Raw genomic sequence first — 15,579 nt, forward strand, 5'->3', positions numbered from 1 at the left:
CAGCGGGGGTGGACCACGACAATCCTGACGCCGGCAGCCCCTGGGTCCGGCAGGGGCCGCCCTTCACATCAGGCCAGGTTCCGGGCTGCCGAAGGGGGTCTGGGTCTGGGCCTGGGTCGTCTCCTGGATAGCCAGGCGGCGGCTCTCGAGGATCTGGCCGATCTCGCGGGCGAAGCTGGGCTGGCGGTCGATCATCTGATTGACCACCGTGGCGGAGATCTTCATCACCTCCAGGTCGTTGCTGGCCGCGATCGTGACGGCGCTGGGTTCGCCGGAAAACAGACTCATCTCCCCGAAGAATTCCCCGCTTCTGAGGGACAGCAGTTCGCGATCCTCGCCGGTCCCATCGCGTCGGGTCATCAGGGCCTGACCGGCCACGATGATGTAGAGGGCGTTGCCCATCTGGCCCTGGCGGATCACCTTTTCGCCGGCGGCGAAATGCTGCAGGGAAATGCCCGAGGCGGAGGGGGTGACGCTGTCGTCCTCCCGGTTGATCGGCACGTAGGAGGGGATGGCCTGCAGGCTTTCGCTGAACTTCTTGGCGAGGCCCTTCTGCTGGCTGGTGGGGCCGTGGAAGTTGTAGACCGTGCGGATCGGGAAGGGGATGGAGAGATTGTTGCGTTTGGCCGCGTACCACACCCGGGTCATGAAACGTTCGCGGATCTGCTCGGTCTCGCCGTAGTCACGGATGAAGAACTTCACCTCATAGGTGACAGCGGAATCGGCATAGGCGAGGGTGAACACATCGGGCTCGGGATCCAGCAGGATGCCCTTGGTTTCCAGGGCCGTGCTCTTGAGCACCTGCCGGGCCAGGTTGGGCGGATCGTTGTAGGAGAAGCCGATCTGAATCCGCTCGGCATGGATCGGGGTGGGTTTGGTGAAGTTGCGGATCACCTCGCTGCTGATCAGTTTGTGGGGGATCACCACCATCTCCTGCTCCAGGGTGAGCAGGCGCACGGCGCGCCAGTTGATGTCGATCACCTGGCCCACCACGCCGCCCACCTCGAGCCAGTCGCCCACCGTGAACGGCCGCTCGAACAGCAGGGCGATGCCCGACATGACGCTGCCGAGGGTGTCCTGCAGTGCCAGGCCGATGACGATCGAGCTCACCCCCAGGGCGGTGACCAGGCCGGCCAGATCGGCGTTCCAGACCGTGGCCAGCACGAAGGCGGTGCCCAGCAGGATCAGGAACAGGCGGGCCAGGTCGATCAGCAATTTGGGCACCCGGGAGCGCCAGGTGTCGGCTTCGGCCTGCTCGAACAGGATCACGTTGAGCAGGGAGAGGGAGGCGTGGATCACGCACACCCAGAACACCGTCTCCACCGTGCGGAACAGGCGGGTGCCGGGATCCACCTGGAGCAGGTGCTGCAGGAAGACCAGCAGCGCCAGCATCGGCACCAGCACGTCCCGCACCAGGCGCACGGTGCCGGCGATGGCCCGCCGCCGCCGCTTGAGCCGGTGGATGATTTCACCCAGCAGGATCGTGGCCAGGGGGAAGCCGAAGGCCAGGCCGATCCCCCAGAGCCAGATGGGGGTGGGGGTGCTCATGGGGTTGTGACCGCTTCACCGGCCGCCGCCGCGGTGGTGCTGGTGAGCCGCCAGACCTGCAGGGCGGGCTGGGCCTCGGCGGCCGCGCTGGTGCGCTCGAACTGGTAGAGGTCCTCGAGCCGGTGGTGGACCACCGCCGAGACGAGCACGGCACCGGAGGGAGAGACCTGGCTGAGCAGGTGGGCCGTTTTCACGGTTTCTCCCCAGATGTCGTAGACGACCCGGCTCTTGCCGACGATGCCGGCGAGGATGTCGCCGGAGTGCACACCGATCTGGATGCCGAGGTCGAAGCCCCGCTCCAGGTTGAAGCGCCGCAGGATGCCGAGCATTTCGATGGCGAAATCGAGGGCCCGTTTGTCGTGGTCGAGATAGGGAACCGAGAGGCCGCACACGGCCAGATAGCTGTCGCCGATCGTTTTCACCTTCTCGAGGCCGAAGCGTTCGGCCAGGTCATCGAAGGAGGCCACCAGGTCGTTGAGAATCGCCAGGGATTCATGGGCGCTGAGGGTGGAGACGAGCCGGGAGAATCCCTTGAGGTCGGCGAACAGGACGGCCACGTTGGTGACCTCCTCGGCGATCTGGGTTTCGCCGCGCTGCAGACGGCGGGCGATGGCGGCGGGGAAGACGCTGAAGAGCAGCTTCTCGTTCTCCTGGTTCTTCTGGTCGACCAGGGCCGTCTGGGTCTGGAGGCTCTGCACGACCGCATTGAAGGACTGGGCCAGCTCGCCGAACTCATCGCCCGAATTCAGGGCCGGGATGCTGGTGAGTTCGCCGGAGGAGACCTTGCGGGCGCTGTCGATCAGCTGCTGCACCGGCTTGACGAACAGATGGGCCAGGGCCATCGCCAGCACCGTGACCACCAGGATCAGCAGGGTGACGGTGATCAGGATCTGATGCTGGAAGGCATGGATCGGGGCGTAGGCCTCCGACAGGTCCATCTGGGCCAGGATCACCCAGTCGAAGCCCTTGATCTGCAGGGGGGCGTAGGAGCTGAGCACCGGCACGCCGCGGTAGTCGATCACCTGCTGGGTGCCGCTGCCGCCGGCGATCGCCTTGGTCACGGCCGGGGTCGCCACCGGCTGCTGCAGGATCGTGGTGCCGTACTGGCGCAGGCGGGCGATGGCATCGTCCTTGACTCCGCGGGAGGAGAGCTGGGCCAGGTAGGCCTTGGGATCCTCCAGGTAGAAGCGCGAGGCGGAGCGCATCAGGGTGTCCTGGCCCACCAGGATGGTTTCCCCCGACTCGCCGAGGCCGTCCTTCTGCCAGGCCTGGTTGCCGGTCATGACGTTGTTGATCTCGTCGACGGGCATCTGGAAGGCCAGGACCCCCACCAGGGTGGAGCCGTTGTAGATGGGGGCGGCGATGAAGGAGGCGGGGGTGCCGTAGGAGGGGGCGTAGGCGGCGAAATCGACCAGCTGGGTGAAGCCCTTCTCCTTGGAGGCGATCACCTGACGCACCAGCTGGGCGAGGTTGCTGTCCTTGTAGGGGCCGTTCTGGAGGCTGGTGGCGTAATCGGTTTCCTTGAAAACGGTGTAGACGATCTGTCCCTGCGGGTTGATCAGGAACATGTCGTAGTAGCCGAATCTGGCAACGATGTTGCGGAAGATCGGGTGATAGCGGCCATGCACCTTGGAGTAGGTGCTGCCGTCGCGGGCGGCCACGAGCTGCTGCTTCTTGCCGACGGGATTGGGGTTGGCGGCGATGTAGTTGTACTGCAGGTGCCGCGTGGCCTGCCCGTTGGGGAGATAGGCGGGCAGATTCGGTGTGCCGGAATGGATCTTGTCGAGGCGCGGAAGGAACTGGGTGCGGTAGTAGTTCTCTAACGCCTGCCCAGAACCGGCAGGCTCGGGGGCGGTGGCGAGCTGGCGATAGGCCGCGTCGAACTGCTCGACGGCAGCAATGATCGACAGATCCTCACTCAGGGTCTGGGTGTGATTCTGGATGGTGCGGAAATAGGACTCAATCTGATAGGCCTTGGAGGCGCGAACGCTGGTGAGCTGATTGAAGACGCGATCGGTGAGATTGATCTGGCCACTGCGATAGCCCAGGGCGGCGGAGAAGAGGGTGGAAAAACCACTCACCAGAAGCAGCATCAGGATCAGCTTGGATTTGATGCTGAGCTGATTCACCGAACCCCTGGAGAGGTGACGCATCCACACCAGAGCTGTGACCGCTGAAATGCAGAAGGTCAGCGTAGTCGGCCGATTCCACTGTTTTGTATTGATTGCAACCCTTCCCTTCGCCGTGGCCTGCCGGGGCACCGCGTCGCCTCAGGGCCGGCGCTTCATGCCGCCGAGCTCTGACCAGGAGCCAGGGATGTCGGGTCAGCCGCGGCTGTGGTGGCCCGCGCCAGCAGGCCGTGGGCGGCCGGCACGTAGTACAGGGCCAGGGCCGTGGCCCCCACCAGGCCGCCGCAGACCGCGATCGCCAGCGGCGGCCAGAAGCCGGAGGGATCGAGCATCAGGGGCAGGAAGCCGACCACGGTGGTGATCGTGGTGGCCAGCACATGGCGGGTGGCGTGCAGCACCACCGCGGCGGTGGCGGCCGGATCGCCGCTGCGGGCCAATGGATCGGTGCGGATGGCGGTGAGCACCACAATCGAGTCGTTCACCGCCAGCCCGATCAGCCCGAGGGTGCCGAGGATGGCGGTGAAGCCGAAGGGTGAACCGCTGAGCCTCAGGGCCAGGGCCGCCAGTCCCACCGACAGCAGCGCCACCGAGGCGATCAGGGCGGCCATCCGGAAGGAGCGGAAGGACAGCACCAGGGTGGCGGTCATCAGGATGGCCAGCACGCCCACCGTGGAGAGCAGGTTTCCGACCGCCTCGCCGCGGGCATCGGCCTCGCCGCCGTAGGCCAGGCTCACCCCGGCCGGCAGCTGCCAGCCCTCCCGCTCGAGCTGGCGGCGGAAGTCCCGCAGCACGGATTCCGGCAGCGCCCCCGCCGTCAGGAAGGCCTGCACCGTGTTGACCCGCTGCCCGTCGCGCCGTTCGATCGCGGCCAGCTCCGGCTCCAGCCGCAGCCCGGCCAGGGCCCCGAGGGGAATCGGTGCCTCGCTGCCGGGGGCGACCAGATCCAGGGAGGCCACCTGCTGGAGATCGCTGCGCTGGGCCTCGGCCACCCGCACCCGCACCGGCACGCTGGTGACCCCCTCCAGGATCGACCCCCCCACGGTTCCCTCGAGGCCCCCCTGGAGCTGGCGGGCGATGGCGCGGTTGTCGAGGCCGCTGCGGCGGGCCTGCTCCTCGTCCACCGCCAGGGCCAGACGGGGCACGGCCTCGCTCAGGCTGGCGGCGGTGTGGGTCACCGGCTCCAGCTGGGCCAGGTGGCGGCGCAGCTCGTCGCCGGTGCGGCGCAGCTGCCCCAGATCGGCCCCCTCCAGCCGCAGCTCGATCGGCGCCTCGAAGGGGGGCCCCTGCTCCAGCTGCTTCACCAGGATCTGGGCCTCGGGGAAGTCCTGATCCAGCGCCTGCTGGAGGGAGCGGATCGTGGTTCGGACCCCCTCCGCCCCCCGCAGCTGCACCAGGCCCTGGGCGTAGTGGGGGGCGTTCTCCTCGGAGGCGATCACGTTGTAGAAGAACGGCGGGGCGCTCTCGCCGAGAAACCAGTGCACGTCGTCGACGTGGGGGTCCTGACGGATCCGCTGCCGCACCGCCATCGCCAGGGCCTCGGTGCGCCCCAGGGCGCTCTGCTGGGGCAGGCGCAGCTCGATCCGGAACTGGTCGCGGTTGGTGGGGGGGAAGAACTGCTGCTCGAGGCTGCCGAAGGCCAGAAACCCCAGCAGCGGCAGCAGCAGCGACAGGGCCACCCCCTTCCAGGGATGGCGCAGGGTCTGGAGCAGGGAGCGGCGGTAGGGGCGGTCGAGCAGGGCCGGGGTGATCCCCTGCTCCCACCAGCGCACACCCGGCCCCAGGGGCTGCCAGGGCTGCAGCCGGGCGGTGAGGGCCGGGATCACCGTGAGGGAGAGGAACAGGGAGCTGGCCAGGGCCAGGATCACGGTGAGGCCGATGGTGCCGATGAATTCCCCGGTGGCCCCCGGCGAGGTGGCGATGGGCACGAAGGCCAGCACGGTGGTGAGGGTGGAGGCCAGCAACGGCACCAGCAGGTACCGCACCGAGCGGCGCACCGCCTGCCCGGCGCTGTCGCCGGAGCGCAGCCGCTGCTCCACCTCGTCGACCACGACGATGGCGTTGTCGATCAGCAGGCCCAGGGCGATCACCAGGCCGGTGGCCGACATCTGGTGCAGGGGCACCTCCAGCACCCGCATCCAGCCGAACACCATCAGGGCCGACAGGGGCAGGGCCGCCCCCACCACCAGGGCGGCCCGGCCGCCGAGCATCAGCACCGACACGGCCACCACCAGCAGGGAGCCGGTGATCAGGTTGCTGATCACGCCGTCGAGACGCTCCTGGACGTAGCGGCTCTGGTCGAGCACGGTGTGCAGCCCCAGGCCCGCGGGCAGGGTGGCGCGCACCGCGTCGAGCTGGGCGCGGGCCTGGCGGGCCCAGAGGTCGACCCGGGAGCCGGAGGCCACCGTGGCCGACACCACCACGGCCGGTCGGCCCCGCACCAGGGCCAGGCGGGAGGCGGGCTGGCGCACCCCGCGGCTGACGTCGGCCACCTGCCCCAGGCGGGCGCCGGCACCGTCGTCGCCGGTGCGCAGGGGGATGGCGCGGATGCGCTCCAGGGAGTCGAGGGCGCCATCCACCTCCAGCAGCAGCTCGCTGCGGGGGCCCCGCACCTGGCCCGCGGCCTCCTTGGCGTCGCTGGCGGCGATCCGTTCGGCGAGCGCGCCTGGGGTGAGGCCGAGGCGGGCCAGCTCCCGGGCGCCGATCTCCACCCGGATCTCCTCCTCGGGTTCGCCGCTGAGCTCCACCCGGTCGGTGCCGGGGAGGGCGCGCAGTCGGCTGGCCAGGTCGTCGGCCAGCCGGGTCAGCAGGCCCAGGTTGGCGGGGGTGTCGAGCTCCCAGGTGAGGCCGACGATCAGGGCGCTGGCGCCGATGTTGCCGTCGCGGAATTCCGGGTCGGTGGCCTCCGGCGGCAGGTCGGGGGTGGCGTCGTCGATCTTGCTGCGCACCTTCCCCCACACCGGCGCCACCTGGCGGATCGACTCCTTGAGGCTCACGGCGATCACCGAGGTGCCGGTGGAGGAGGTGGAGTCAAGGTGGTCCACCTCTTCCAGCTCCAGCAGGGCCTCCTCGAGGGGTTCGGTGACGAGGGACTCGACCCGCTCCGGCGTGGCGCCCGGCAGGGCGGTGACCACCAGGGCGTTGCGCTGGGTGATCAGGGGGTCCTCCAGCCGCGGCAGGGTGAGCAGGGCCGACAGCCCCCAGACCACCACCAGCAGCAGGGTGAGCAGCTGCAGCTGGCGGTTGCGATGGAAGACATCGAACATCAGGGCGCCTCCGTCACCCGGACACCCGGCACGACCCGGTGGGTGCCGGCGGCGATCACCCGGTCGCCGGGGCGCAGGGTGCCGCGCACGAGGGAGCGGTCGCCCTCGCTGTGCAACGGCTCCACCAGGCGCCGGACCACCAGGCGGCCGTGCTCCGGCGAGGGGCCGGCGGGGCCCAGCACGTACACCGACCAGAGCCCCCGCTCGGCGGCCACCAGGGCGGTGGTGGGCAGCCAGAAGCCCGCGCCCGTCTCGCTGCGCCGCAGGCTGAGGCGGGCCGTGGCCCCCACCGGCAGATCCTCGGCCGGCAGCCTCAGCACCACGGTGGCGGTGCGGCTGCCGGCATCGAGCTCCGGCAGCAGGGCACTGACGGTGGCCTGCAGGCGGCGATCGGCCACGCGCACCGGGTGGCGCTGCCCCGGCCGCAGGTCCCGGGCGGCGTCGGGGGGCACCCCCACCCGCAGCTCCAGGGGGGCCGCCTCCACCAGGGTGATCAGCGCCTGGCCGCCGCTCACCACCACGCCCTCATCGAGCCGCCGTTGGCTCACCGTGCCGTCGAAGGGGGCCACCAGCACGCTGCGGGCCAGGTCGACATCGATCTGGCGCAGGCGGGCCTCGGCCTCCTCGACCTGGCCTTCGGCCTGGACCAGGCGGCTGCGCAGGGCGGCGCTGCCGTGGATCTGCTGGTCGAGGTCTTCGCGGGAGATCGCCCCCTGGGCATGGAGCCGCCGGCGGCGGTCGCGCTGCAGCTCCGCCAGGATCAGCTGCTGACGCACCTCCTCCACGGCGGCCCGGGCGACATCCCGCTGGGCCAGGGACTGCTGGCGCTGGGCCCGGAGCCGGCGGCGATCGAGGTGGGCCAACGGTTGGCCGGCCACCACCCGGTCCCCCTCCTCCACCAGCACCCGCTCGAGGGTGCCGGGCAGCTCGAAGCCGAGGCTGCTGCTGCGGCCGGCCACCACCTCACCGGTGTAGTCGCGGCTGGTGAGGAACCGGCTCACCGGCTGGGCGGTCACCACCGCCACCGGCAGGGGGCGCTGCACCTGGGGGCGGGGCTGCCGGGACAACGCCACGGCGATCGCGAGGCCGGCGGCGGCCGCGGCGATCGCGATCGCTGGCCCCCAGGAGGGGGGCCGGCCCCAGCGGGCCCGTCGCAGGGCGCTCAGCAGCGCTGGCGGCGTCGCTGGGGGTGTCCCTGGTGGCGTCGCGGTGGCGGAATCCATAGGGGGACGGCGGCGGGACCCCCTCTGCCCGGCACAACCTGTGCCAGGCACAGTGCTATGCAACAGATTGGGTATGCGCCAAAGTGTATGCACAACTTGTTGGGCAGGTCAATCGGGTCCGGCGGCGGCTGGGTCAGGATCGACGTCCCAGCCGCTGCGATCTCCCCCCTGCCATGGCCCTGGCGCACACGATCCTCACCGTGCTCTGCGAGCGGGACGCCAGCGGCTACGACATCAGCAAGCAGTTCGAGGAGACGATGGCCTGCTACTGGACCGCCAGCCAGCAGCAGATCTACCGGGAGCTGGCCCGGATCGAGGCGAACGGCTGGGTCCGCTGCCAGGTGGTGCCCCAGCAGGGCCGGCCGGACCGCAAGGTGTACGCCATCACCGAGGCGGGCCGGCGGGAGCTCAGCCAGTGGGCCGCCGAGCCCTCGCTGCCCACCCCGATCCGCGAGGACCTGCTGGTGAAGGTGCTCGGCGGCCCCTACAGCGAGCCCGCTCAACTGCTGGCGGAGGTGCGCCGCCGCCGCGCCGTCCATGCCGGCCAGCTCGCCTCCTATCGGGAGAAGGAGGCCCTGGTCCACAGCCATCCGGCCCTGCCGCTGCAGGAGCAGTACCGCTACCTCACCCTGCGGCGGGGCATCCTGTTCGAGCAGGAGTGGATCCGCTGGTGCGATGAGGTGATCGCCTTCCTGGAGGGGCAGCCACTGGCGCCCGAAGGCTGACGGCGGGGCCGCTGTTGCCCCGGCTCAGGGGCCGGCCGGCTCGAGGACGCGGTGGGAGGGAATCGGATCGAGGGCCATCAGGCGACGTTCCACGGTGGGTCCATTCGCCTGCAACCAGGCCGCCATGGCGTCCCCGGCCTTCTGGCCATAGTGGCGGTGGCTGTAGATCACCGCTGTGCCGCGGCCGTCTGTCAGGCGCCAGCGGGCGAAGACGGCCTCGCTGAAGGCGCGGGTGGGGAAGAGGGCCACAACCAGGTGCTCGGCGGGGCGCTCGGCGGTGCGGGGAATCGAGGCTGTGCGCAGCACCGTGGCCCCGTGGCGCCGGTAGTTGGCGAGGGCCCGGTTGGCCATCTCGGCCAGCCCCTCGCCGTCGCTGACCCCGGGGTAGGTGTTGATGGTGACCATGTCCGTCCAGCGGCTCAGGTCGTCCTGGCCCGCCGGGGTGAACTCGTGCTGGTGCTGGGACGACCAGCGCAGCCGGTAGGTCTGGCCGGAAAAGTCCAGCGTCTCCGGGGTGGCCGGGGGGCCGGCTGCCGCGGGCGTGGCCATCGCTCCGCTCAGCGCAACAGCCGCCAGCAGCGGGGCGGCCCAGCGACGCGGGCCATGGGGGCTGGGCATGGCATGTCGCAACCAGGGGCAGGGTAGGAAGCTCACCGGGGGGCGGCAGGCGCCAGGGCGCGTAGCGTTGCCGCTTGATGAGCGAGCCGGTGTGGATCGTCGCTGGTTCGCCCCACAGGGACGACGGGTCCTGGGAGCCCTCCTGGCGGGTTGCCTGGGCGGAGTGGGCCCCGTCCAGGCCGGGACCGCTGACGGGGGCCCGCCGGTGGTCTCACCCCAGGCGGCCGGCATCCTGCGGATCGTTCGTCAGCGCTTGGCCGACGACCACCTGAGGGCGGTGATCGTGCGCGTCACGATCGACGGCAAGGAGGTGGTCACCGAGGCGATGGGCGAATCCATGACGGGGGTGCCCGCCACGGAGGACATGCACGTCCGCAACGGTGCGATCGCCATCTCCTACGTGGCGACGCTGCTGCTGCAACTGGTTGACGAGAACCGGGTGAGCCTCGACGACAGGCTCGCGAAGTGGCTGCCGGAGATCCCGAATGCGGAGCGGGTCACCCTCGGCCAGCTCGCCCGGATGACCTCCGGCTACCGCGACTACGTGATCGGCAATGCCGCGTTCGAAAAGACCCTGCTCGAGAACCCGTTCCGGCAGTTCTCCGTGCAGGACCTGCTCGCCTACGCGGACCTGAAGACGCTCTGGTACGAGCCCGGCACGAGCTGGAACTACGCGCACACGAATTACCTCCTGCTGGGCCTGGCGCTGGAGCGCATCACGGGCCAGACGATGCCCGTGCTGATGCAGGAGCGGATCTTCGGGCCCCTGAAGCTCCGAAACACGCGGGACCCCGGCGGTACGCCCGCGATCGCGCCGCCGGTGTTGCACGCCTTCTCGTCGGAACGGCGCCAGGGCCTCGGCATCCCGGCGGGGACGCGCTTCTACGAGGAGTCGACCTTCTGGAATCCGTCGTGGACGCTCACCCGCGGTGCGGTGCAGTTCACCACCATCCACGACATGGCGACCTCCGCCGAGGCGATCGGAACGGGCCGGCTGCTGTCACCGCAGAGCCACAGGCTGCAGATCGCTCCGACGCTGCGGGGCTTTGGCCGGCCGATCGAGGGCTGTGCCACCTGCGCCACCCTCGGCGACTTCTACACCTACGGGATCGGGATCGTCCTCTCGGGCCCCTGGCTGCTGCAGAACCCGCTGTTCTCCGGGCAGGCCGGGGTGATGGCTTACCTGCCGTCACGCAAGATCGCGATCGCGGTGGCGGTCACCTTCGACGAAGAGGCCTTTGATGCCAGCGGTGGTTACTGCAATGCCGCCGATGACATCTTCCGCGCGATCGGCGCCCATCTGGCGCCGCAGGACGCCCCGCCCGTCAGGGCCCCTGCCAGAGAAAGGTGTTGAAGGATCGCTCGCCCAGCTGGCTGCGGTACTTGAGGGTGCTCTCGCTGGAGAGACTCACCACGGCGCCGAGCCGGTCGGCCAGCTTGAGGCACTGCTGGAACTGCGGGGCGCTGTAGCACTGCACATCGAGCTGGTTGCAGCCCGCCGTGGGCAGCAGGCTGGCCTGGAACGGCTGGATGCTGCAGAAGATCGGTTTCGGGTACAGCCGACGCAGCAGATAGAAGTCCTCCAGGGAGTAGTTGGCGAAGAAGTGGTCGTCCACCTGGATCGCGTCGCCATGGCGGGCTTCGGCCACCAGTTGGTCGATCCGCAGCCCCCGGTACTGGGGCGACTGCACCCACACCACCGGCAGCAGTCCCTGGCGCCGCGCCTCCTGGGCCGCCTCCTGCTGCATCGCCTCCGACACCTTGCGGACATCGAGGAACACCACCTTGAAGTCGCTGCCCCGGATGTCGGCCATGACGCCGTTCAGGGACTGCCGGGAGGCGTAGTACCAGATCTGGGGCTGGGACAGCCAGGTGCCGTTCGGGCCCGCCGCCGCTGCCGTGCTGAGGGCCAGGGCCGCGGCCAGGCCGACGGTCGTGGCGGTGGCCAGGGAGCGGAAGGGGTTGGCCAGGACCGAGCCCCGGGGTGCGTTTAGTGTGCCCCGCGCTGGCCCCTGCCAGCTCGACCCGCCCGGGTGCCATGCCGTTATCCCTTCCCCGCCAGACCAGCGTGCTCGTGGTGGGGGCCGGTCCCACGGGCCTGCTGCTGGCGGGGGAACTGCAGCGCCGCGGCGTTCCCAACCTGTTGATCGACGCCCGCGCCGAAGCCCTGCACTGGGACCGGGCCACGGTGATCCACCCCCTCTCCCTGGAGATCTTCGAGGCGCTGGGGCTGGTGGACCGGTTTCTCGAAGCCGGCTGCCGGCAGCGCCGGATCCTGATCCACGCCGATGGCCAGCGGCTGGGGGAACTGGATCTGGCCGAATGCGGCAGCCGCTTCGGCTTCAACCTCGGCCTCTCCGAAGAGGTGACCGAAACGATCCTCACGGACCACCTCGAGGGGCAGGGGGGCACGGTGCACCGCTCCTGCCGGCTGGTGGCTCTGGCGCCCCACGGCGAGGGGGTGACCGCCACGGTGGCCTGCGGTGAGCAGGAGCACGCCGTGCAGGCCCGCTGGGCGGTGGGCTGCGACGGTCTGCGCAGCACCACCCGCGCACTGAGCGGCCTCGACTTCGAGGGCCATGGCATCGCCCGCCCCTGGGCCGTGTTCGATGCGGCGGTGGAGGGCTGGGCCGAGAGCCACGAGGTCAACGCGGCGTATCTGGACGCCTCGCCCCTGATCCTCACGGCCCTGCCCGACGAGCGCTGGCGGGTGTACCTGCGGCCCGCCGCCGAGGAGGGTGATCTGGTGGCCGAGGCCGCCGCCGTGCTGGGGCGCTACCTGCCGCAGGCCCGCTTCAGCGCCGTGGAGAACCCCAGCCGCTTCCACTGCCACAGCCGGGTGGCCAGCGCCTTCCGCGCCGGGCCCGTGTTCCTGGCCGGCGATGCCGCCCACGTGTGCTCCCCCGCCGAGGGGCACGGCATGAACTGCGGGCTGCACGATGCCGCCAACCTGGCCTGGAAGCTGGCCCTGGTGCACCAAGGGGCCGCGGCCCCCGCCCTGCTGGACAGCTACGAGCAGGAGCGACGTCCGGTAGCAGAGCAGATCTGCCGCTCCGGCGACGCCACCGAGCAGGCCCACGGGCTGCAGGAGCCCACGGAACGCGCCGCCCGCGACCGGGCGATCGCCGCCATGCTGGCCAACCCGGTGGCCCGCCAGCAGGAGGTGGTGGCGGAGACCGAGATGAACGTCAGCTACGCCGGCACGGCGATCATCGGCGGTGGCGGCGGACAGCGCCTGCCCACCACGATCGCGCTGCCGCCCGGAGCCGGCGCGTCCCTGCTGCACTCCCTCACCCACCGCTGCGGCCACACGCTGCTGCTGCTGGCCGGCCTGGAGACGCCCCCGGAGGCCATCGCCGAACTGCAGGCCGAACTGGAGGCCGACCGGGCCGCCGGAGCGGTGCCGCCGGAGCTGGTGGAAGCGGTGGTGACCGTGCGGCTGGAGCAGGCGCCCAGCCTGGGCCTGGGGCCCCTCACCTTGCTGGCGGTGCGGCCGGATGGGTTCATCGGCCTGAGGGCTGACGTGGATCACCGCAGCGCGGTGCGGCGGTATGGGGGTCTGGTGTTGGGCCGCTGAGGCGGCGCCCTGAACCCTGCCTAGGATCAAAGCAACTGTTTGCGCCTCCGCAGGGCCATGCTCACCCTGCCCCGCCAACTCAGTGAAGCGCTGCGGCTCACGCCGGCCCAGTTCGCCGAACTCTGCGCGGCGAATCCGGAGGCGGTGCTGGAGCTGGCGGCGGACGGGCGGTTGATCGAAATGACCCCTGCAGGTGGCGAAACCGGGCGGCGCAACAACCAGCTGGCAGTTCAGCTGGGTCTGTGGGCCCGCGTCCAGCCCGGCTGGTGCGTGTTCGACAGCTACACCGGTTTCCTGCTGCCCGATGGTTCCGTGTTGAGTCCGGATGCCAGCGCCGTGCTGCTGGAGCGCTGGCAGGCCCTCTCCAGCGAAGCGCGCCAGGGTTTTCCGCCCCTCTGTCCGGATCTGGTGGTGGAGCTGGCCAGCCCATCCGACCGGCTGCCCGACCTGCGCCGCAAGATGGCGACCTACCAGGCGAATGGGGCCCGGCTGGGCTGGCTGCTGTTGCCCGAAAGCCGTGGTGTGGAGGTGTGGCACGCCAGTGGCGAACCGCAGCGGCTGGAGGGGCTGGCGGTGTTGGACGGGGAGCCGGAACTCCCCGGGCTGCGGCTGGATCTGGCGGAGTTGTGGGACGTCTGACGGGTGACCCGTCACCGTGCGGGTGCTGCTCGCCAGGATGGTGACCTCAGCGTCAGTGAGAGACCCGTGCCGACCACCGTGCCGACGCCCGTAACGACAGCAGTGACCACAGGCGTGCCGACCACCACGTTCGCGGCGTTCGCACAGCGGGTCGACTATTCGCTGCTGGATGGATTGCGGCCGGATCCCCAGGCCACCGCCGATGGCCAGGACCACCGGCCCCGCCAGGTGTTCTCCGGCCATTACGTGCCGGTGACACCCACCCCGCTGCCGGAGCCGGAGCTCGTGGCGCACAGCAGCACCCTCTTCCAGGAGCTGGGCCTGGGCGATGGGCTGGCCCATGACGACCACTTCCGCCGTCTGTTTTCCGGCGACATCACCGCTTCCCAGGAACCGATGCGGCCCTATGGCTGGGCCACTGGCTATGCCCTCTCGATCTACGGCAGCGAATACATCCAGCAGTGCCCGTTCGGCACCGGCAATGGCTACGGCGATGGCCGGGCCATTTCCGTGTTCGAAGGCGTCTTTGGCGGCCGGCGCTGGGAGATGCAACTCAAGGGCGGTGGCCCGACGCCCTACTGCCGTGGCGCCGATGGCCGCGCCGTGCTGCGCTCCAGCGTGCGCGAGTTCCTGGCGCAGGAGTTGATGCACGCCCTGGGGGTTCCGACTTCCCGCTCGCTGACGCTCTATGTGTCTGGATCGGAAACGGTGCGCCGGCCCTGGTATTCGCCGAACTCCCGCTCGTTCGATCCCGACGTCCTGGTGGACAATCCGGCGGCGATCAGCACACGGGTGGCGCCGTCGTTTCTGCGGGTCGGCCAGCTGGAGCTGTTCGCCCGCCGCGCCCGCAGCGGTGCCCATCCGGAGGCGCGCAACGAGCTGCGGATGATCGTTCAGCACCTGATCGAGCGCAACTACCGCCAGGAGATTGATCCGGCTCTGGAGTTCGTTGATCAGGTGGTGGAGCTGGCGGGGTTGTTCCGCGGACGGCTCACGGCCCTGGTGGCGAACTGGATGCGGGTGGGTTACTGCCAGGGCAATTTCAACAGCGACAACTGCGCCGCCGGTGGTTACACCCTCGACTACGGCCCCTTCGGCTTCTGCGAACTGTTCGACCCCCGCTTCCAGCCCTGGACCGGCGGCGGCCAGCACTTCTCCTTCTTCAACCAACCGGCAGCGGCGGAAGCCAACTTCCAGATGTTCTGGGCCTCCCTGCGGCCCCTGCTCGAGGGCAGCCCAGAGGCGCTCGCGCGGCTGGATGCGATCCGCGACGGCTTCGCGGAAGCGATGGGCCAGGCGCTCGACGCGATGTGGGCCAGCAAGCTCGGCCTGCTCCGCTACGACGCCGAGCTGGTGCAGGAATTGCTGCAGCTGATGGTGAGCTCCAAGGTGGACTACACGATCTTCTTCCGCAGGCTGTCGGATCTCCCTGACGACGTCTCGGCCCTGCAGGAGAGCTTGTACGTCCCCTGCTCAGAGGAGCTCGATGGGCAATGGACGCAGTGGCTGCAGCGCTGGCGGCAGCAGGTGACGGGCAGTGGCGACCTCCGCGAGACAGCCGCTGCAATGCAACGCGTCAACCCGGCCGTCACCTGGCGCGAATGGCTGATCGCCCCCGCCTATGAACAGGCGGCGCAGGGTGACTACGGCCTGGTCAGGGAGCTGCAGGAGGTGTTCCGTCATCCCTACGACGCGCTGCCTGCGGACCTGGCGGCGACCTACGACCGTCTGAAGCCCAGGGAGTTCTTCAACGCCGGAGGGGTGTCGCACTACAGCTGTTCGTCCTGAAGGGCGCTCGGGCAGCACCAGCTCGGCCAACTGCTGCAGGCGACGATCGAGGCTCATCAAGGTGGCGGC

11 protein-coding genes are annotated in these 15,579 nt (G+C 70.0%); 5 read left to right on the forward strand and 6 right to left on the reverse strand.

Annotation, left to right across the window (positions count from 1 at the left end):
* Positions 1 to 63 precede the first annotated feature (63 nt).
* From KUG38_RS14600 to KUG38_RS14615, 4 genes are all read right to left on the reverse strand, one after another.
* Positions 64 to 1,548 (reverse strand): mechanosensitive ion channel family protein, encoded by a 1,485-nt coding sequence (locus KUG38_RS14600; RefSeq protein WP_216922874.1) that lies wholly within the window; start codon positions 1,546 to 1,548, stop codon positions 64 to 66.
* Complete coding sequence (locus tag KUG38_RS14605; protein WP_216922875.1) at positions 1,545 to 3,701, reverse strand: adenylate/guanylate cyclase domain-containing protein; 2,157 nt, start codon at positions 3,699 to 3,701, stop codon at positions 1,545 to 1,547. Before KUG38_RS14605 ends, KUG38_RS14600 begins: the two co-directional genes overlap by 4 nt.
* Positions 3,702 to 3,832: 131 nt before the next feature.
* Positions 3,833 to 6,940, reverse strand: coding sequence for an efflux RND transporter permease subunit (locus KUG38_RS14610; RefSeq protein WP_216922877.1), 3,108 nt, complete (start codon positions 6,938 to 6,940; stop codon positions 3,833 to 3,835).
* Positions 6,940 to 8,163, reverse strand: coding sequence for an efflux RND transporter periplasmic adaptor subunit (locus KUG38_RS14615; RefSeq protein WP_216922880.1), 1,224 nt, complete (start codon positions 8,161 to 8,163; stop codon positions 6,940 to 6,942). The genes KUG38_RS14610 and KUG38_RS14615 overlap by 1 nt, the downstream gene beginning before the upstream one ends.
* 173 nt (positions 8,164 to 8,336) lie before the next feature.
* On the opposite strand from KUG38_RS14615, the gene KUG38_RS14620 reads away from it, so the two are divergent.
* Positions 8,337 to 8,888 (forward strand): PadR family transcriptional regulator, encoded by a 552-nt coding sequence (locus KUG38_RS14620; RefSeq protein ID WP_216922882.1) that lies wholly within the window; start codon positions 8,337 to 8,339, stop codon positions 8,886 to 8,888.
* 24 nt (positions 8,889 to 8,912) lie between these two features.
* Here the strand turns inward: KUG38_RS14620 and KUG38_RS14625 are convergent, their stop codons facing one another.
* Positions 8,913 to 9,506 (reverse strand): HI_0983 family protein, encoded by a 594-nt coding sequence (locus KUG38_RS14625; protein WP_216922884.1) that lies wholly within the window; start codon positions 9,504 to 9,506, stop codon positions 8,913 to 8,915.
* 205 nt (positions 9,507 to 9,711) lie between these two features.
* Here KUG38_RS14625 and KUG38_RS14630 point away from each other — a divergent pair, with 205 nt between their 5' ends.
* Positions 9,712 to 10,860 carry a serine hydrolase domain-containing protein gene (locus KUG38_RS14630; RefSeq protein ID WP_353617835.1) on the forward strand — a complete coding sequence of 383 codons (1,149 nt, stop codon included), beginning with the start codon at positions 9,712 to 9,714 and terminating at the stop codon, positions 10,858 to 10,860.
* On the opposite strand, the gene KUG38_RS14635 is transcribed toward KUG38_RS14630, so the two are convergent.
* On the reverse strand, positions 10,832 to 11,320 hold the full coding sequence (locus KUG38_RS14635) for a hypothetical protein (protein ID WP_286196084.1): 489 nt from the start codon (positions 11,318 to 11,320) through the stop codon (positions 10,832 to 10,834). The two genes, KUG38_RS14630 and KUG38_RS14635, sit on opposite strands and share 29 nt — an antisense overlap.
* 224 nt (positions 11,321 to 11,544) lie before the next feature.
* On the opposite strand from KUG38_RS14635, the gene KUG38_RS14640 reads away from it, so the two are divergent.
* The 3 genes from KUG38_RS14640 (at position 11,545) to KUG38_RS14650 (ending at position 15,510) form a co-directional block, all read left to right on the forward strand.
* Complete coding sequence (locus tag KUG38_RS14640; RefSeq protein ID WP_216922887.1) at positions 11,545 to 13,083, forward strand: FAD-dependent monooxygenase; 1,539 nt, start codon at positions 11,545 to 11,547, stop codon at positions 13,081 to 13,083.
* Between the two features lie 57 nt (positions 13,084 to 13,140).
* On the forward strand, positions 13,141 to 13,722 hold the full coding sequence (locus KUG38_RS14645) for a Uma2 family endonuclease (protein WP_216922890.1): 582 nt from the start codon (positions 13,141 to 13,143) through the stop codon (positions 13,720 to 13,722).
* Between the two features lie 114 nt (positions 13,723 to 13,836).
* Positions 13,837 to 15,510, forward strand: coding sequence for a protein adenylyltransferase SelO (locus tag KUG38_RS14650; RefSeq protein WP_353617836.1), 1,674 nt, complete (start codon positions 13,837 to 13,839; stop codon positions 15,508 to 15,510).
* Positions 15,511 to 15,579 lie beyond the last annotated feature (69 nt).

The organism is Synechococcus sp. CCAP 1479/9, assembly GCF_019038535.1.
Lineage (GTDB): Bacteria > Cyanobacteriota > Cyanobacteriia > PCC-6307 > Cyanobiaceae > Cyanobium.